The sequence below is a fragment of the Vibrio sp. ED002 genome (assembly GCF_023277445.1).
GTDB lineage: Bacteria > Pseudomonadota > Gammaproteobacteria > Enterobacterales > Vibrionaceae > Vibrio > Vibrio jasicida.
Genome location: NZ_CP080238.1, coordinates 3,450,899 through 3,468,399, shown reverse-complemented (window position 1 = coordinate 3,468,399; position 17,501 = coordinate 3,450,899). Strand labels below are relative to the sequence as shown.

General features: G+C 44.7%; 15 protein-coding genes. 7 read left to right on the top strand and 8 right to left on the bottom strand.

Annotated elements, in window-relative coordinates:
* Positions 1–178 precede the first annotated feature (178 nt).
* The 3 genes from ITG12_RS16135 to ITG12_RS16125 form a co-directional block, all read right to left on the bottom strand.
* The gene (locus tag ITG12_RS16135; protein ID WP_248873240.1) at positions 179–1,174 is read right to left on the bottom strand and encodes a M48 family metallopeptidase; all 996 of its coding nucleotides are present in this window, start codon (positions 1,172–1,174) and stop codon (positions 179–181) included.
* Positions 1,174–2,349, bottom strand: a complete 1,176-nt coding sequence (locus tag ITG12_RS16130) for a YjgN family protein (protein WP_248873238.1) — start codon at positions 2,347–2,349, stop codon at positions 1,174–1,176. Before ITG12_RS16130 ends, ITG12_RS16135 begins: the two co-directional genes overlap by 1 nt.
* 532 nt (positions 2,350–2,881) lie before the next feature.
* On the bottom strand, positions 2,882–3,802 hold the full coding sequence (locus ITG12_RS16125) for a histone deacetylase (RefSeq protein WP_248873237.1): 921 nt from the start codon (positions 3,800–3,802) through the stop codon (positions 2,882–2,884).
* A 282-nt stretch (positions 3,803–4,084) separates the two neighbouring features.
* Between ITG12_RS16125 and ITG12_RS16120 the strand changes: the two genes are divergently transcribed.
* Positions 4,085–4,774, top strand: a complete 690-nt coding sequence (locus tag ITG12_RS16120; RefSeq protein ID WP_102389529.1) for an SDR family oxidoreductase — start codon at positions 4,085–4,087, stop codon at positions 4,772–4,774.
* A 142-nt stretch (positions 4,775–4,916) separates the two neighbouring features.
* Positions 4,917–5,123 (top strand): hypothetical protein, encoded by a 207-nt coding sequence (locus ITG12_RS16115; RefSeq protein WP_038881886.1) that lies wholly within the window; start codon positions 4,917–4,919, stop codon positions 5,121–5,123.
* Positions 5,124–5,184: 61 nt separating this feature from the next.
* On the opposite strand, the gene ITG12_RS16110 is transcribed toward ITG12_RS16115, so the two are convergent.
* From ITG12_RS16110 to ITG12_RS16100, 3 genes are all read right to left on the bottom strand, one after another.
* Positions 5,185–7,152, bottom strand: a complete 1,968-nt coding sequence (locus ITG12_RS16110; RefSeq protein ID WP_038871241.1) for a DNA topoisomerase III — start codon at positions 7,150–7,152, stop codon at positions 5,185–5,187.
* 102 nt (positions 7,153–7,254) lie between these two features.
* Positions 7,255–7,803, bottom strand: a complete 549-nt coding sequence (locus ITG12_RS16105; protein ID WP_248873236.1) for an NAD(P)H nitroreductase — start codon at positions 7,801–7,803, stop codon at positions 7,255–7,257.
* A gap of 181 nt (positions 7,804–7,984) precedes the next feature.
* On the bottom strand, positions 7,985–9,997 hold the full coding sequence (locus tag ITG12_RS16100; protein ID WP_042601262.1) for an NADPH-dependent 2,4-dienoyl-CoA reductase: 2,013 nt from the start codon (positions 9,995–9,997) through the stop codon (positions 7,985–7,987).
* Positions 9,998–10,222: 225 nt separating this feature from the next.
* Here ITG12_RS16100 and sppA point away from each other — a divergent pair, with 225 nt between their 5' ends.
* Both sppA and ansA read left to right on the top strand, forming a co-directional pair.
* The gene (gene sppA / locus ITG12_RS16095; RefSeq protein ID WP_038871246.1) at positions 10,223–12,073 is read left to right on the top strand and encodes a signal peptide peptidase SppA; all 1,851 of its coding nucleotides are present in this window, start codon (positions 10,223–10,225) and stop codon (positions 12,071–12,073) included.
* 113 nt (positions 12,074–12,186) lie between these two features.
* Entirely contained in the window at positions 12,187–13,200 is a 1,014-nt protein-coding gene (gene ansA, locus ITG12_RS16090; protein WP_038881890.1) for an asparaginase, read from the top strand.
* Between the two features lie 107 nt (positions 13,201–13,307).
* On the opposite strand, the gene ITG12_RS16085 is transcribed toward ansA, so the two are convergent.
* The gene (locus ITG12_RS16085) at positions 13,308–13,592 is read right to left on the bottom strand and encodes a DUF1315 family protein (protein WP_038871251.1); all 285 of its coding nucleotides are present in this window, start codon (positions 13,590–13,592) and stop codon (positions 13,308–13,310) included.
* A gap of 101 nt (positions 13,593–13,693) precedes the next feature.
* Between ITG12_RS16085 and ITG12_RS16080 the strand changes: the two genes are divergently transcribed.
* Positions 13,694–14,515 carry a DUF2989 domain-containing protein gene (locus ITG12_RS16080; RefSeq protein WP_248873235.1) on the top strand — a complete coding sequence of 274 codons (822 nt, stop codon included), beginning with the start codon at positions 13,694–13,696 and terminating at the stop codon, positions 14,513–14,515.
* Between the two features lie 117 nt (positions 14,516–14,632).
* Here the strand turns inward: ITG12_RS16080 and msrB are convergent, their stop codons facing one another.
* On the bottom strand, positions 14,633–15,046 hold the full coding sequence (msrB, locus tag ITG12_RS16075) for a peptide-methionine (R)-S-oxide reductase MsrB (RefSeq protein ID WP_181027900.1): 414 nt from the start codon (positions 15,044–15,046) through the stop codon (positions 14,633–14,635).
* 334 nt (positions 15,047–15,380) lie between these two features.
* Here msrB and gap point away from each other — a divergent pair, with 334 nt between their 5' ends.
* Together gap and ITG12_RS16065 are read left to right on the top strand one after the other, a co-directional pair.
* Positions 15,381–16,376 (top strand): type I glyceraldehyde-3-phosphate dehydrogenase, encoded by a 996-nt coding sequence (gene gap, locus ITG12_RS16070; RefSeq protein WP_038871258.1) that lies wholly within the window; start codon positions 15,381–15,383, stop codon positions 16,374–16,376.
* A 180-nt stretch (positions 16,377–16,556) separates the two neighbouring features.
* The gene (locus ITG12_RS16065; RefSeq protein ID WP_248873234.1) at positions 16,557–17,441 is read left to right on the top strand and encodes a D-hexose-6-phosphate mutarotase; all 885 of its coding nucleotides are present in this window, start codon (positions 16,557–16,559) and stop codon (positions 17,439–17,441) included.
* Positions 17,442–17,501: the final 60 nt, after the last annotated feature.

Genomic DNA, 17,501 nt, shown 5'->3' with positions numbered 1-17,501 from the left:
GCTTGGGAAATTGCGGGATTTCTAAATCCCTAGTTGAACGCAACCCCGAACTAGGCGTCCCCGCACTCAGCCACATCCAGAAAAAACCTGTCTAATCCTCGAAGCACTTTTCAATATGCAAGAAAAAAGCCCACTAATATTTAGTGAGCTCTCATCGTTAAGTATTGGTATGAAAGAGTTAGTTTCCTTTCGCTGCCTCAATCCTTTTATCGAGATCTGGATGAGTACTCAACCACTCAGGCAACTCTTCATAACCTTGGTTACGGAACAACTCAAACATTTCAGCCATCGGCTTTGTGTCGCCATAAACCTTGAGCATCGCCTCTCTTGCGAATGCATCGGCTTGTATTTCGGCTTCTCTGGAGTAACCACTGGACAACACAAACACGCTTGCGCCGGCAAGATTGTCCACGATACCAGAGCTTTCACCAGTTAACAGGGCGACACCAACAGAAAGGACACTCGAATACACCAACCTCTTTAGCATGTGGCGATGATGAATATGACCAAGCTCGTGAAGAATAATACTGTCCAACTGTTGCTGATTTTTAGACAACGCAACTAATTCATCGAGCAGCACAATCTTTCCACCAGGTAAGGCAAACGCATTCGCCCCTAGCTCAGAAGATCGGAAAACAATCTCTACTTGGTAAGGCAACGCCTCTAACTGTGTTAAGTGCTGCTCTACCCTGCTTCGAATAGCTTCTTGTTCGGCTTTACTCAGCTCGCTCGGTTCCCAACGGGAATCCAAGCTTTGAAGTACCTTTTCGCCAAGTACAACTGAGACACTGTCAGGAATCGCGTATGCGACTTTGTCGCTCACCCAAGGTAATGCGTAATAATATCCCCCGAGCACAACGGCAATACATGCCATCGCAGACACGACCCAAGCAAGCCAGTTTGATTCTATTTTATCAATGAAGCTCGATCTTTTATTTGCCTGTAGCCACCGAGACACTTCTTCAGTCCGTTCGGTAACGAAAACCCAACCATTGGGCAGCTTAAATCTGACGGGTAAATTGCCGACTGGAGCAGTAATGTCTGCATGTTGCTGATCACAGCTAAAAATATTGTCAGCAACAACCAAACTCAGCGAGTTAGCTTGAGCGACATCCAATTTGGCTTGATGTCGCTCAGAGCTTTTTGGTGGAAACGCGGTTCCTTCAAACTGCATTAACCGATTCCAACACCGAGATCGAAGGCTTGTGCAACTTCATCAGAAATCGCTGATTTCACTTTTGAATCTTGGTCTGCTGCTTTCAGTTGGCTCATGTCTCCAACGACGACCGTCTTGTCAGCAACATAGCGAGAAGTACGAACCATTACCCATGGTCTCGCAATACTCAAGGTCGCAACTTGTAATAGGAAGTTTGAGATAATCAGCCACATGTAGCCATCAACTGTATAGGTAGACTTAAAGGTAAAGTTGTTTTCTTCTTGCCCTTCTTTTTCTAGCTTCATTTGAGAGAACAAGTAGTTACGAGTTCTTGTTGCTGTGTATGCCGTCAAGCCGATGGTTAAACCAATCATACCAAGGTACATGACAACCATTGTAATGACAGGGCTAGATTTATTCAGTGAAGCCAAGTCGCCCGTTGCTGCTTCCATTAGCCCTGAGCTCCCAACCATCACAATGACCGCTACAATCGCAATCGCGACAGCTGTGCTAAGGCCGATTGCTACGGCTTTCAGGTAGGTTTTTACAAAGAAACTGGTTTCAAGTTCGCCACTGAACTGCCAATCACCATAGCGGTAGCCATTAACAAAGTAACGTTGAACGCCAACCACAACCCAACCATAAAGTGCAGCCATAACGACAACTGAGCAAAGCCCTAAAATAACCGACGCAGCTTGCGAAACGCTCGCAGCCGCCACACAGATACCAATGAAAACCATGACCGCCAGCGCTGCACCAAAGCCTCGGCCAAGGATGGTCATGTAAGCATCTTTCAGTGACGAATTAAAAGAGAAGTGAACATTGCGGTAACTCGTCATTGCAGAATCAAATCGTGCGTTGCTCCATAACAACCATGGCAGAGCGACATAAAACAGAAGTAAGAGCACAAGCGCCAGTTGGGGAATGAACGAGTTTGCGATACCCCATACCAATACAATCGCCAGCGCGACTAAACGCCCCTTTAAAATTTGCATTGGCTCAGCATGATACTCAAAGTTATCACCGTCGATGTACGTGTTACCGTAGAAGTAGCGCTTTGTTCTTACTTTGGCCCAAGCAGAGTAAATTCCAAGCGTAACGATAGAAAGTAGAACATTGACAATCCAGATGCCAAAAAACTCTCCCCCTCGCCCTTTAAAAGAGATGGTATTGGAAATGCGTTGATGGTTCATATACAGTCCGAATAGTTTATTTAATTTTATGAATTTAAAGGCGTTATCCTATCTCATTCATAAATTGATAAACTTGACTACCATAAGCAAACTAAACATCAATTATTTATAAAATACATATTAATTATGAATTCAAATTCACCGAAAAAACAATTAAATGGTCAATTCCGCTCAAATAAAGCCACTCAAAGTGATAGAAACTACTCTCTCAGTGAATTTAATCGACAATGGTTCATTATCACTAAAAAAGCCCACATTAAGAGATGCGGGCTTGCCAATCAACAGGTTAGTTGCTGATTACATTTTTTATCAGACGAATTGTAAGGTGTTTATAACTATCTAAATGCCGCGAAGCCCCCTAATATTCGCCTCGGCATAAGGCAGGAGCATCTTCTTTCTGCATTAGCTAAATCCATCCATTTGTTGTTTTAGACAACGTCAAAGGCTAGGAAAATAAAATTGGGAAAGGATTCCCAGCCTTAAATGTTCATTCGAGAACTGAGTCCGCTACCTCAATTTCAACATTCTAGATTCAGTCTTTAAAAACGAATTCAGCGGCATTCAACAACTGCATATGAATAGGCACCAAATCCGCGTGTTCACTTCGATAACCACCACCGACGACAGCCGCAATAGGAATCCCTCTATCTTTCATTAACTGCATTAAAAAGCGGTCACGTTCGAATATGCCTTCCGTCGACACGTTGAAATACCCCAGTTCGTCGTCGACATGAATATCCACACCAGCGTCGTAAATCACCATGTCAGGGCGATGCAGATTAATTGCCATTTCGACCACTTCTTTAAACGTCATCAAAAAAGCTTCATCACTGGTTCCACGACTTAATGGAACATCAAGGTCAGAGTCTGGCTTTCTCGCTGGGAAATTTTTATCGCAGTGGAAAGACAAGGTGACAATGTCGGGTTCACTTTCACAAATCGTTGCCGTGCCATCGCCATGGTGGACATCACTATCGATGATCATCACTTTATCGACGTGTTCATGATCAAGCATGTGCTTAGCAGCAATCGCCAGATCGTTGAATAGACAAAAACCACTGCCAAAGTTTTTGTGCGCATGATGATAGCCACCGCTTAGGTGAATCGCGACACCATGCTCTAATGCCTTTTCTGCGGTCAGCACTGTTCCGGCGGTGGATGTCAGTGTCCGTGTTATCAGGACCTCGCTCCAAGGAAACCCAATTCGACGCATTTTGGCCGCAGGCATAGCTCCCGTCACCAACAAGTCGACATACTCCCCATCATGCACCTGTTTAATATCATCCGTACTTAGAGGGCTTGGTTGGAAGAATTCAATTTGCCCTCCCCAACCCTCACTCGCGAGTTTTTCCATCACAGTTTGATAAAGATAGCGATATTTCATGATCGGATAACGGTGACCATCTGGTAGATCGAGTTGCGAGTAAATAGGGTGATAAATCAGTGGCAGCATGGGACATTCTTTTCATAAAACGTTGTGAAATAGTACCAACTCCCAGAGTTGATTAAAAAGAAATTTAATTGATAATGATTTTCAATATCAATTAAATTTCTACCTGTTATGAATAAAACCTTATATACGATACTCGGAGCTTTCTTTGGTTCTTTCTGCGCGATTTCTCTGTTCATGTCGATGATGTTAGGTGCATGGTGGTTAGTTGATTTTATCGCCCTTAGCTAACACAATGGTTCTGTTTCCACTTAACCTTATTGAATCAGACAGATAGGTGTACTCATGAGTCAGACAGTCTTTATTACTGGTGCGAATCGCGGTATCGGTTTGAGTTTAACCGAGCTCTATTTGCAACAAGGCGATCAAGTTCACGCGACAAGCCGTAACCTCACAGACAGTAAAGAACTACACGCATTAGCATCACATTATAATACCTTGGTGCTACATGAATTGGACGTGACGGATTACCAACGAGTTGCCCAACTCGCAAGCGAACTCCCAGCAATCGATCTGCTGATCAACAATGCAGGTTACTACGGGCCTAAAGGCTATGGTTTTAGTAACACCGACATCGAAGAGTGGCGACAAGTCTTCGAGATAAATACCATCGCTCCATTGAAGTTAGTGGAAAGCTTTTATCCGCTGCTACAACAAGGCAAAGCGAAGAAAATTGCGTGTATCTCCTCTAAAGTCGGCAGCATGACGGAAAACACCTCTGGTGGTGGTTACATCTATCGCTCTTCCAAAGCGGCACTCAACTCTGTTGTTAAAAGTTTGAGTAATGACCTAACCGATGAGGGCTTCACTGTCTTGGCACTCCATCCGGGCTGGGTTCGTACTGAGATGGGTGGACCCAATGCGCTTATCGACACCCAAACATCTGCTGATGGTTTAGCAAAAGTGATTGAGCAAAGCACGCAAGAAAATTCGGGGCAGTTTATTAACTATGATGGCACCGAACTTCCTTGGTAATAGTCAAGTATCAATAAGTTAACGTTAGGCGACGAAAGGTTCCCAGTTTCGTCGCCCATTCTCCAATCTCATTACTTAACTTGAATTTCACCGTTTCCTATCCAGACTTAGTGAGGTATTAACCCCACTAAGGAGAGTAACAATGGCCGCAGATAAAGATCTGGTGAATTTTAGTGAAGAGCATGAGCTCAATTACTGCTTAAGAAGTGCAGGCAAGCGTCAAACTCAAGCAAATCGAGATGCATTGATCGACTTGGGTAAACAAGTAAAGCAGGATTTAGGTAAACGCGTATTAACGCAAGATGACGTCAGAGGCGCAATCGACAAGAACGATAACTTGTTCGACTAGTCATCATATTGATATCAAAAGCGGCACTAGCTGGTGCCGCTTAGTCGCCGGAAGGCATGAATTACTTGGAGGATTTACGTTTGGTGGTCGTCGTTTTTGATGCACCAGATTTGTTGTAACTGCGCTTCTTACGCTTGAATGCTGGTCGCTCTACTTTAGGAAGATGACGCAGAGATTCCGGAATCGGACCTGATTTCACTTCGCCCATCAGCCCGTCTATGCGTTGTTCTAACGCTTGCATAAAAGGTTGATATGCTTGGTTTCTTTCTGCCATGCCTTGTAATTGGTGTTCCCAATGCGCAGTCATATCCGGGTACGTCGAGTCCATTGGTAAAGCGTGGATCAAGCCACGTCCTGCTGGTGAGCTCAAAATCGATTTACCCTGACGAGTCAGCAATTGACGTTTGAATAAGGTATCTAAGATGCCTGCTCGAGTCGCTTCCGTACCAAGACCATCGGTATCTCGCAAAATCTTTTTCAATTCTTTATCGGCAACATAACGAGCAATACCCGTCATTGCTTGTAATAACGTCGCTTCGGTAAAATGCTTTGGCGGCTCTGTCTTGCGATCTCTAATTTCCCCTTCACGGCATGTCAGTACGGTGCCTTCTGTTAAAGGTGGCACAGCATCAATACCCTCATCTTCTTTGTCTGTTTTCCCCATTAACGCTTTCCAGCCCGGAGAAACAAGCTGGCGACCTTTAGCGATAAACGTACCACCAGCAATATCAAAGACGAGCTTCGCTTCCGCATAAACTGCAGCTGGATAGAATTGCATTAAATATTGACGGGCAATGAGCTGATACACCTTCATCTCATTACCTGATAATGCATTCACATTTGCTTGTTTTGGCGTTGGAATAATTGCATGGTGAGCATCAACTTTTTTGTCGTTCCACGCTTTAGACTTAATCGATAAATCCGCACCTTGCACCGCGCTTTGTAGCTCTTTGGCATTGTTAGCAATAGCGGAAGTGACAGAACCCGCTTGCGAATAATGCTCCGTCGGTAAGTAACGACAATCAGAACGTGGGTACGTGATCAGTTTGTGCTTCTCATACAACGCCTGACAAGTATCCAAAACCTGTTGGGCACTCATGCCATAGCGTTTGGCAGCATCAATCTGCAAGGCTGATAATGAATAAGGAAGTGGCGCAGACTGCTTAGTTTGCTTTTGCTCAGATTCCGTGACTTTCGCAGGCTGGTTAGCAATGCGGTTAGCCACGTTCTCGACGAGCTTTCGGTTAAGAACACGACCTTCCTCATCTTGCCAAGGCTTACATGCCTCACTTGGCTTCCAACGAGCGCGAATATCAAACGAACCATTTTGATCTTGATAAGGGATCAATGCATGCAGAGTGAAATAGTCTTTGGGTACAAAGTTTTCGATTTCTTCGTCGCGACGTACCACCAAACCAAGTACAGGCGTTTGAACTCGCCCGACCGATAATACGCCTTGGTAGCCTGCTTTTTGGCCCAGCAAAGTATAAGCGCGAGACATGTTCATTCCGTAAAGCCAATCAGCGCGAGAGCGCGCCAAAGCTGAAACAGAAAGAGGAATGAAATCGCGATTGCTACGCATCGAGCTCAATGCACGCTTAACCGCGGGTAAGTTCAAGTCTGAAATGAGAAGTCGTTGTGTCGCTTCTTTCTTGGTTTTGGAGAGCTTACAGTAGTCCAACACCTCATCCACCAGCAGTTGCCCCTCTCGATCCGGGTCGCCTGCATGGATAACTTCTGTCGCATCTTTAAGGAGTTTACGTATTACCGTGAGCTGTTTACTGGCACTTTTTCTCGGTCTTAGCTGCCATTGCTGAGGAATAATCGGCAAGTCAGCTATATTCCATTTTTTATAGCGTTCATCGTAGGCATCAGGTTCGACTTGCTCTAACAAGTGACCGATACACCAAGTGACTACGTCACCATTACCACAGCGAATAAAGCCTTGGTCTTTCTTTTGAGGGTTTGGCAGAGCAGCCGCTATCGCACGGCCTAGACTTGGTTTTTCAGCAATAAACAGACGAGACATAAGGTTTTGGAAATCATAATAATTAGGACCACATTATCTAATGTAGCCCTAACAAATCAAGAAAAACTGTACAGATGAACAGTTATAGCGTCACTTTCTAGGTTACTGAAACTCAACAAACTGAGATAAGTCACGCTCCGGCACTTTCATCGGTGTACAACCTGGGGTACCTAAGTAAAGGAAACCGACAATTTGATCTTCGCCTTTTAGGCCAAAAGCTTGGTGGACCTCTGGGTGGAACATCCATTTACCTGAACGCCAAAACCCTTGAAAACCTTGTGCTACCGCCGCCATTTGCATTGCTTGAACAGCACAGCCCGCTGAGAGGTATTGTTCCATTGCTGGCACTTTTTCATGCTCTGTCACATTTGCAATAACGGTAATCACCATAGGCGCGCGGAAAGGTGCATTCTTCACTTTTTCAATAACCGCCTCGTCGCTATTTTCCGCTTCCGCTGCTCGTACTAAAATATCAGAAAGCTTTTTAAGGCCATCGCCTTGAGCAATCACAAAACGCCAAGGAGTTAAACCTGCATGATCAGGCGCACGTAAACCCGCACGAATAATATTTTCCAGAGCTTTCCCTTCTGGTGCTGGCGCTGACAATTTGCCGATAGAACGACGGTTAAGCAAGAGATCGAGAGCTTCCATGAACAAGTCCTTATTTGATTGAATTATTATTTTTACGCAGCTCACTTTAGCATAATCCAAACTTTCGAATAACAACCTGTTTTCTGGGGATTTAGATAGCCAATTTTAGATTTCTAGGCGTTAAGTAGGCAAAAAAAAGCTGCGCACTTGGCGCAGCAAAATAGTTAAGAAAGAATGATACTTACAGTTTGACAGCCAGTTTCACACCCTGGCGGATGGCGCGAACCGCATCCAATTCCCCAGCATGGTCTGCACCACCAATGATATGTAATTTCTCGCCCAGCTCATGCCATTTGTCTTCAAACGGACGAACCGACTCTTGCCCCGCACAAATAACCACTTTGTCAGCTTCTAACAATTGCGCCTTGCCGCTCACTTGAATATGTAGGCCACCATCATCAATCTTGTCGTATGACACACCACCGACTAAGTGAACACCGCGCTTTTCAAGCGTACGTTTATGAATCCAACCTGTGGTTTTACCCGGTCCTTTTCCAACGCGACCTTTACGACGTTGAAGTACCCACACTTCTTTATCAGCAACGGCGTCAGGATAAGGGTACAATCCCCCCGGTTGAGACATTTCTTTGTCGATTCCCCATTCATGCAGCCAATCATCAAGTGTTTGTCCCGCGGGCTCAGTAAGCATCGTTGCCACATCAACACCAATCCCGCCTGCGCCAACAATGGCTACCTTTTCACCTACTGGCGTTTTATCACGGATCAGCGTTTGATAGTCGATCACTTTTTCTGGGTTTTCTATCCCATCAATTTTCACTTTACGCGGCTCAACGCCAGATGCCATGACCACTTCATCATATTCAGTCAGCAGATCGTAATTCGCCTCAGTTTCTAGATGTAAGTTAACGCCAGTTTCTTCAATGCGGTTCGCAAAGTAACGGATGGTCTCACGAAACTCTTCTTTACCTGGAATCTGCATGGCTAAACGGAACTGACCACCAATGCGATCGTTCTTCTCAAACAAATCTACTTTGTGGCCACGTTCTGCTAGCGTTGTCGCACAAGCGAGGCCAGCAGGTCCCGCGCCGACGACTGCAATATTTTTCTTCTTAAACGCATCCTCGACCACGATTTCAGTTTCGTAGCAAGCTAATGGGTTAACCAAACAACTTGCTCGCTTGCCTTTAAATACATTGTCTAAGCACGCTTGGTTACAACCAATACACGTATTGATGAGCTGTGACTTTTCTTGCTCGGCTTTAGCAACAAAGTAAGGATCAGCTAGGAAAGGACGCGCCATAGAAACCATGTCAGCATGTCCAGAAGAAAGAATTCGCTCGGCCTCATCTGGGGTATTTATTCGGTTACAGGTGATGATTGGAACAGAAACGTGCGGCTTCACCTTTTCAGTCACCCACGTAAATGCTCCGCGGGGTACTTGAGTGGCAATGGTAGGAATACGCGCTTCGTGCCAGCCGATACCCGTATTAATTATTGTCACACCGGCTTCTTCAAGTGCTTTTGCCAATTCAATAACATCTTCAAACGTGCTGCCTTGCTCGACCAAGTCCAACATCGAGAGACGGAAGATTATAATAAACTTTTCGCCCACGGCTTTACGCACTGCTTTAACGATTTCGATAGGGAAACGCATACGTTTTTTGTAGCTGCCGCCCCACTCGTCGTAGCGCATGTTGGTGCGCTTACATAAGAATTGGTTAATCAAATAACCTTCAGAGCCCATTAGCTCGACACCATCATAGCCCGCTAGCTGAGCCAGCTCTGCACTATTAGCAAAAGCTTCGATGGTCTTTTTGATTTGTCGCTCGCTCATTTCGCTTGGTGCAAATTTGGCGATAGGCGCTTTCATACCCGATGCACTTTGCGCGAATGGATGCATCGCATAACGCCCTGCATGGAGAATTTGTAGGGCAATTTTACTGCCGTGCTTGTGAACCGCTTCCGTCACAACCTTATGTGCTTTGGCGTGCTTAGGCTTACTAAATTCAGCGCTTAACGGATGCAATCGGCCACGTAAATTTGGAGAAAAACCACCAGTTACGATTAAGCCAACACCGCCTTTGGCACGCTCTTCATAAAACGCAGCCAGCTTTTGAAGACCTTCTTTGTGCTCTTCTAAACCAGTATGCATTGATCCCATCAGGACGCGGTTTCGTAGCTGTGTAAAACCTAAGTCCAATGGCTTTAACAAATTTGGGTACATGGCAGACATCACTAAACATCCATTTTTATTGTTGTGGTCTGACCACATTACGCCGCAAAAACCAAAAAATCAAACAAGCGTTTACAATTTTGCAACACGCGTCAATCTCACGTTAAACTATGCCAATTGTGAATGAGCGTGATAAGCTAAAAAAATTGTTATCTTTTGAGATCTTAGAGATAAGAACCCATACTTTGTAAGATTAGGGAAAGACTATCTCGTTATGGAGACAAGATGAAAAAACTCTTCAAATTTATTGGTCTGATATTCAAGGGGATATGGAAAGCCATCACCTTCGTCAGACTTGCGCTAGTGAACCTGATCTTTTTAGTGATGATTGCTGTCTTCTACTTTGCCTTTACCTACACTGGAGAAGGTCAACCTGTCATTGATAAAGAATCGGCTTTGGTTATGAACTTATCGGGACCGATCGTTGAGCAACGTCGTTACGTTAACCCAATGGATTCCATTGCTGGTTCGGTTTTAGGTAACGAAATTCCGAAAGAAAACGTGTTATTCGACATTGTCGATACCATCCGATACGCAAAAGACGACCCTAAAGTCTCGGGCCTTGTACTTGCTCTGCGTGATATGCCAGAAACTAACCTAACTAAGCTTCGTTACATTGCAAAAGCACTGAACGAGTTTAAAGCATCAGGCAAACCAGTATACGCGGTGGGTGATTTCTATAATCAAAGCCAATACTACCTTGCAAGTTACGCTGATAAAGTTTTTCTAGCACCCGATGGTGGCGTATTGATTAAGGGTTATAGCTCTTACTCCATGTACTACAAAACCTTGTTAGAGAAACTCGATGTTTCAACGCACGTATTCCGAGTAGGTACTTACAAATCCGCGATTGAACCATTCATCCGCGATGACATGTCAGACGCAGCAAAAGAATCAGCGACTCGTTGGATCACACAACTATGGAGCGCGTTTGTTGATGACGTAGCAACGAACCGTAACATTGATGCAAAAGCATTAAATCCAACCATGGAAGAGTTGCTAGCAGAGATGAAATCGGTTGATGGCGATATCGCTCAGCTTGCAGTAAAAATGGGATTGGTTGATGAACTGGCTACTCGCCAAGACGTACGTAAGCTGTTTGCTAAAGAGTTTGGCAGTGACGGCAAAGACAGCTACAACGCAATTGGATATTACGACTACCTTGCTACCATGCGTCCTAAACTAAACCTTGCTGAAAACGACATTGCTGTTGTTGTTGCAAGCGGTGCCATTATGGATGGTCAACAACCACGTGGTACGGTCGGTGGTGACACAGTCGCAAGCCTACTTCGTCAAGCTCGCAACGACGATAAAGTGAAAGCTGTTGTACTTCGTGTTGATAGCCCTGGCGGCAGTGCTTTTGCCTCTGAAGTGATTCGTAATGAAGTAGAAGCCTTAAAAGAAGTAGGTAAACCCGTTGTGGTTTCGATGTCTAGCCTTGCGGCTTCAGGTGGTTACTGGATTTCAATGAGCGCAGACAAAATCGTTGCTCAGCCGACGACACTGACAGGCTCAATCGGTATCTTCAGCGTAATTACGACCTTTGAAAAGGGCTTTAACAAACTTGGTATTAGCACTGATGGTGTGGGGACTTCTCCATTCTCTGGTGATGGCATCACGACGGGTCTTTCTGCCGGCGCTTCTGAGGCGTTCCAATTGGGTATTGAGCACGGTTACAAACGTTTTATTTCTTTGGTTGGCTCAAACCGAGATATGTCACTTGAAGAAGTGGACAAAGTAGCGCAAGGTCGCGTGTGGACGGGTCAAGACGCGTTGTCATTCGGTCTAGTCGATCAAATGGGTGATTTCGATGATGCCGTTAAACTGGCAGCGAAACTGGCTGAGGTAGAGAACTACGAAATCTACTGGGTTGAAGAACCACTTTCACCGACAGAGCAATTTGTTCAAGAGTTCATGAACCAAGTCAAAGTATCACTCGGTATTGACGCAACGAGCTTCTTACCTAAGAGCCTTCAACCAGTGGCTCAGCAATTTGAACAAGACGCTAGCATGCTACAAAGTTTTAACGATCCAAAAGGTCAATACGCGTTCTGCTTAAATTGCCAAGTGCAATAGCTATCCTAGCTTAGCCAAAAAGGGGCGTCTCTGTGCGAGATGCCCCTTTTTATTAGGTTTCATTTCGCTATAATCCCCGCCACTGTTCCCCTACATGAAAGTAAAGTAGAACGATGACTAGAAAACACATCTACATCGCTTACACCGGTGGCACCATCGGTATGCAAAAATCCGATCACGGCTACGTCCCTGTCGCTGGCTTTATGGAAAAACAACTCGCCAGCATGCCCGAGTTTCACCGTCCAGAAATGCCGGAATACACTATCCACGAATACGAGCCACTGATCGATTCTTCGGATATGACTCCTGCTGACTGGCAACAAATCGCTGACGATATCCGTGACAACTACGATAAATACGATGGATTTGTGATTTTGCATGGTACCGACACCATGGCGTACACCGCTTCTGCATTGTCTTTCATGTTGGAGAACCTAGGTAAACCTGTCATCGTGACCGGCTCACAAATTCCTCTGGCAGAACTACGCTCAGACGGCCAAGCAAACCTACTGAATGCTCTGCATATTGCGGCAAACTACCCTATCAACGAAGTAACATTGTTCTTCAACAATCAGTTGATGCGCGGCAACCGCAGCACCAAGTCTCATGCTGATGGCTTTAACGCGTTTACATCGCCAAACTTGCCACCTCTGTTGGAGGCAGGTATCAATATCCAGATCAGCAACAATGTTTCAGTAGGCACAAAGCCAGAGGGTGACTTCAAAGTACACAACATCACGCCACAACCTATCGGCGTGATCACCATGTACCCTGGCATTTCACACGAAGTAATCCGCAATACACTTCGTCAACCAGTCAATGCGATGATCTTGCTGACATTTGGTGTGGGCAATGCCCCGCAAAATCCTGAGTTACTAGGTCATCTAAAAGAAGCATCTGAGCGTGGCGTCATTGTCGTGAACTTAACGCAATGTTTGGCGGGTAAAGTCAACATGGGCGGCTACGCAACTGGTTGTGCACTTGCAGATTCTGGCGTAATCAGTGGTTTTGATATGACTCCAGAAGCAGCGCTAGCAAAACTGCACTACCTTCTAAGCCAGAACCTGTCTTATGAAGAGATCAAAACGAAGATGCAAGAAGTACTGCGTGGTGAAATGAGCCTGTAGTTCGGTAAACCTACTGTTCGTATCTTAAACAACAAAGCCCAATTCAAAATTGGGCTTTTCAATATTTACTGTTCTGCCTACTGCAAGGAGAGTAAGAATAAGGACTATCAGCTGTGATTCGGGTTTACTCGAACAATATCTTGCTCTTCTTCGTTGAACTGTTTCTTCAATTCTTGCTTCGATTTAAAACTGATTTCTCCACCAGCAGCCACGGTCATGTGCTGCGCATCAGTGTTGTGTTTTGATTGATACAACATCACAGCTTGCATACATGAGTCTCGCTGCTCTTTCGAAAGTGTTGTACCCTCAGGCCATCTTCCTGTTTCTACTGCGTAAACCAATCGATCATAGACTTCTGGCGTTATCGCATTTAATAATTGTTCTGCGTCCATAATGTACCTTCTTATTACATTCTATTCACAGAACATAACGGGTTAGTAAACAGAGTCAAGAATCCAAAAATGAATTGGTGTAACGGATCACAAGCAAAACCATGAAACGAACATACTGGCTACTAGCAAGCCTTACCTCTTTGACTTTAACAGGCTGCTTTGAAGGCAACGTTACAACGGAAGAATTGTGCCAAAACAATCCCAAACTGCGTTGCGAGCAACTCAACATGGACGATGGACAGTGCCGGATTCCTAGAACGAATTTAGTCTGGCATCGATTTGAGTTACTCAAAATCCCAACAGAAGCGAACCAGATCACCGAATACGCTTTGGTTACTGAGTACAGGAAATGCCTTGAGCTTGCCTCTCAAATTACCCCTATCGATCAAAGCGCGTTAAAAAGAAAACGTTTCGATGCATTAGTGCATAGCATTGACGAATTAGAACGTATCGTCGCAACACTAAAAGGTTCTGACGATCCTGCGACCCTATACTTTTTATGGTCTCAGACGGGAGACGATCAAGCGAGGCGTCAATTCTTGCAAATGGAAGGCTCCCCTCAACTTAACAATGCTGAGATGCAATATGCCTTAGCAACCTTCTATACCAATAGAGACCAGCAAAAAACGTTAACATTACTTCATAATTCGCTTTCAATGTCTGACGAGAACAACCTCAATCCAGCCATCCTCAAGTCGCTCGCGAGCATCAATCAAGGGTTAGGTAACAAAGAGCAGGCCTATTTATGGGCGATGGTAGCCAAACGCTTTGATGTTCCGCTCGCCAATGAGCAACAATTAAAGCGTATGTTCAATTTTTCAAAGACAGAGAAATATGAACAACTAGACGATTTGGCTAAATCTATTTCGAAGTCGATAGAGAAAGGGAATTATTCGCCAAGGATGATCCCAAGCAATTTATAAAATAAAAAACTCCCATTCATATTGGGAGTTTTTTATTTGTCTCTCGGCTTATCTTGAGTGGGCAATTACTATTTTATTAATTGAAAGGATGAAACATTCTTTCAACCATTATCGGGCTTATTGGTCAGATTTGTTGAAAATTAACGACACCGAGTTTACACAATAGCGTTCGCCTGTTGTTTGCGGCCCATCTTCAAAAACATGACCTAAATGACTGTCACAAGCGCCACATCGAATCTCTGTACGAATCATTCCGTGACTCAGATCTTCTAAATAACGGACCGCGGTGTCATTAATTGGCGCATCAAAACTTGGCCAGCCACACCCTGAGTCGTACTTATTATCAGAGACAAATAGAGGGGCATCACAACACGTACAGGCATAGACGCCTGTCTCTTTGTTGTGAAGCAGTTTACCGGAGAACGGAGCTTCTGTTCCTTGCTCGCGACAGACGCGAAACTCTTCCTCAGAGAGCTGCTCACGCCACTGTTCATCGGACTTCGTTACTTTTCTTCCGCTTTGTTCCACCAATTCCTGTTCCTTATTTCTTATTTTTGGCAATGACTTTTTTAGCAAAAAACTTGCTTCTCGTAACAGTTGTAGCACATACTTTCTCACCAGAACACCATGTGTAATTAATTTGATACGAGTACTTATCTCGGAAGTTATATTACGCCAACTGGGATGTAGAATAACCAGTTAAAAGTTTAAAAAACGAGCATTTGCGAAGAATTGTTAAAAAAAGCGTCGCTTTTTTTTGACTTTAAACAAGTTAAGTCCGATTATCTGTTGCAGATGTTTACTGGATTCTGTAATTTTACTACCAGTTATCTTTAATCAGAAATTAAGTTGTGGAGCAACTATAATGACTATCAAAGTAGGTATTAACGGTTTTGGCCGTATCGGTCGTTTCGTATTCCGTGCAGCGCAAGAGCGCAACGACATCGAAGTTGTAGGTATTAACGACCTTATCGACGTAGATTACATGGCATACATGCTTAAGTACGACTCAACTCACGGCCGTTTCAACGGTACTGTTGAAGTTGAAGGCGGTAACCTAATCGTTAACGGTAAAACTGTACGTGTAACTGCAGAGCGCAACCCTGAAGATCTAAAATGGGATGCTATCGACGTTGACGTAGTAGCTGAAGCAACTGGTCTTTTCCTAACTGACGAGACTGCACGTAAGCACATCACTGCTGGTGCGAAGAAAGTTGTTCTAACTGGTCCTTCTAAAGACGCAACTCCAATGTTCGTTATGGGCGTAAACGATTCAACTTACGCAGGTCAAGACATCGTTTCTAACGCTTCTTGTACTACTAACTGTCTAGCGCCTATCGCTAAAGTTCTTAACGACAAGTTCGGTATCGTATCTGGTCTTATGACTACAGTTCACGCTACTACAGCTACTCAAAAAACTGTAGACGGTCCTTCTGCTAAAGACTGGCGCGGTGGTCGTGGTGCTTCTCAGAACATCATCCCATCTTCAACTGGTGCTGCTAAAGCTGTAGGCGTTGTTCTTCCAGAACTAAACGGCAAACTAACTGGTATGGCTTTCCGCGTACCAACAGCTAACGTTTCTGTAGTTGACCTAACAGTTAACCTAGAGAAAGGCGCATCTTACGAAGCTATCTGTGCAGCAATGAAAGAAGCTTCTGAAGGCGAACTAAAAGGCGTTCTAGGCTACACTGAAGACCAAGTTGTTTCTCAAGACTTCATCGGTGAAGTTCAAACTTCAGTATTCGATGCTAAAGCTGGTATCGCTCTAACTGATAACTTCGTTAAAGTTGTATCTTGGTACGACAACGAAATCGGTTACTCAAACAAAGTTCTAGACCTAATCGCTCACATCTCTAAGTAATTATTACTTAGCTGAAAAGCAATTAGCGAAGCTTGTGTTTGAAACATAAGATTTGAATAAAAGGCGGCTCTAGAGTCGCCTTTTTTGTATCTGGAATTTGAGAGAATGAAGACTCGACGTTGCACTCAATGTGCGAAGTGCGTCTAAAAAGCTCTCCCTCCCAGCGATAGGAAGCAACACATGGATTTAAAAACTCTCCCAGCTCTAACCGTGCTATCTGATAACGTCACTATCGTTGAAGTTGATCAGGTTAAAGTCGTTCGCGTTATTCATGAGAAAGCAACGGCAGGTATCGCACTACACGGTGGTCATGTCGTGTCGTTCACACCAGCAGGCCAAGAAGACCTAATCTGGATGAGCGAAAAAGCAATCTTTGATGGCAAAGCGGCACTTCGCGGTGGTATTCCTGTTTGTTGGCCTTGGTTTGGCCGCATTGCAGCACCAGCTCATGGTTTTGCGCGCACAGCAGAATGGGAATTGGTTGAACACCGTGAGAACGACAACGGCGTGATCGTTGAACTTGCTCTCTTCCCAACCGAAGAAACTCACGATATCTGGCCACATATGTTTGATGCTCGTCTTGTTGTTGAAATCAGCGACGAGCTAAAGGTGACACTGAAAGTCACCAACATTGATGATGCAGAGTGGACATTCTCAGGTGCACTACACACATATCTAAACGTTGGTGATATCAAACAAGCACAAACAACAGGTATGGGCCCTGAATACATCGACAGTCTAAAAGCAGGGGACGTCTGTCAGGGTGGCGAAGTTCTTCAGCTGACCGATACTATCGACCGTGTTTACACCCAACCAGAAGCGCAAATTTTGGTGAAAGACCCTGTGTTAGATCGCACATTGAGCGTTGAAAACCAAGGCCATAACTCAGCAGTGTTGTGGAATCCTTGGGCAGAAGGCGCACAAGGCATGGGTGACATGGCAGACAACGGCTACGAAACCATGATATGTGTGGAATCGACAGTGCATGCGCCAAGTATCGAGCAAGGCAAGACGTTACAGCCAGGTGAGACACATGAACTTATCACTGTGATTTCAGCGCAGTAATACAGTTTAAAGGCCGGTTCTCCCGGCCTTTTTTACATTTCCAAAGCACAACACAAGAAT

Excerpts from the sequence above, each read along its gene's own strand:
- ITG12_RS16135 (WP_248873240.1), bottom strand. The coding sequence starts at position 1,174 with ATGCAGTTTGAAGGAACCGCGTTTCCACCAAAAAGCTCTGAGCGACAT.
- ITG12_RS16130 (WP_248873238.1), bottom strand. The coding sequence starts at position 2,349 with ATGAACCATCAACGCATTTCCAATACCATCTCTTTTAAAGGGCGAGGG.
- ITG12_RS16125 (WP_248873237.1), bottom strand. The coding sequence starts at position 3,802 with ATGCTGCCACTGATTTATCACCCTATTTACTCGCAACTCGATCTACCA.
- ITG12_RS16120 (WP_102389529.1), top strand. The coding sequence starts at position 4,085 with ATGAGTCAGACAGTCTTTATTACTGGTGCGAATCGCGGTATCGGTTTG.
- ITG12_RS16115 (WP_038881886.1), top strand. The coding sequence starts at position 4,917 with ATGGCCGCAGATAAAGATCTGGTGAATTTTAGTGAAGAGCATGAGCTC.
- ITG12_RS16110 (WP_038871241.1), bottom strand. The coding sequence starts at position 7,152 with ATGTCTCGTCTGTTTATTGCTGAAAAACCAAGTCTAGGCCGTGCGATA.
- ITG12_RS16105 (WP_248873236.1), bottom strand. The coding sequence starts at position 7,803 with ATGGAAGCTCTCGATCTCTTGCTTAACCGTCGTTCTATCGGCAAATTG.
- ITG12_RS16100 (WP_042601262.1), bottom strand. The coding sequence starts at position 9,997 with ATGTCTGCCATGTACCCAAATTTGTTAAAGCCATTGGACTTAGGTTTT.
- sppA (WP_038871246.1), top strand. The coding sequence starts at position 10,223 with ATGAAAAAACTCTTCAAATTTATTGGTCTGATATTCAAGGGGATATGG.
- ansA (WP_038881890.1), top strand. The coding sequence starts at position 12,187 with ATGACTAGAAAACACATCTACATCGCTTACACCGGTGGCACCATCGGT.
- ITG12_RS16085 (WP_038871251.1), bottom strand. The coding sequence starts at position 13,592 with ATGGACGCAGAACAATTATTAAATGCGATAACGCCAGAAGTCTATGAT.
- ITG12_RS16080 (WP_248873235.1), top strand. The coding sequence starts at position 13,694 with ATGAAACGAACATACTGGCTACTAGCAAGCCTTACCTCTTTGACTTTA.
- gap (WP_038871258.1), top strand. The coding sequence starts at position 15,381 with ATGACTATCAAAGTAGGTATTAACGGTTTTGGCCGTATCGGTCGTTTC.
- ITG12_RS16065 (WP_248873234.1), top strand. The coding sequence starts at position 16,557 with ATGGATTTAAAAACTCTCCCAGCTCTAACCGTGCTATCTGATAACGTC.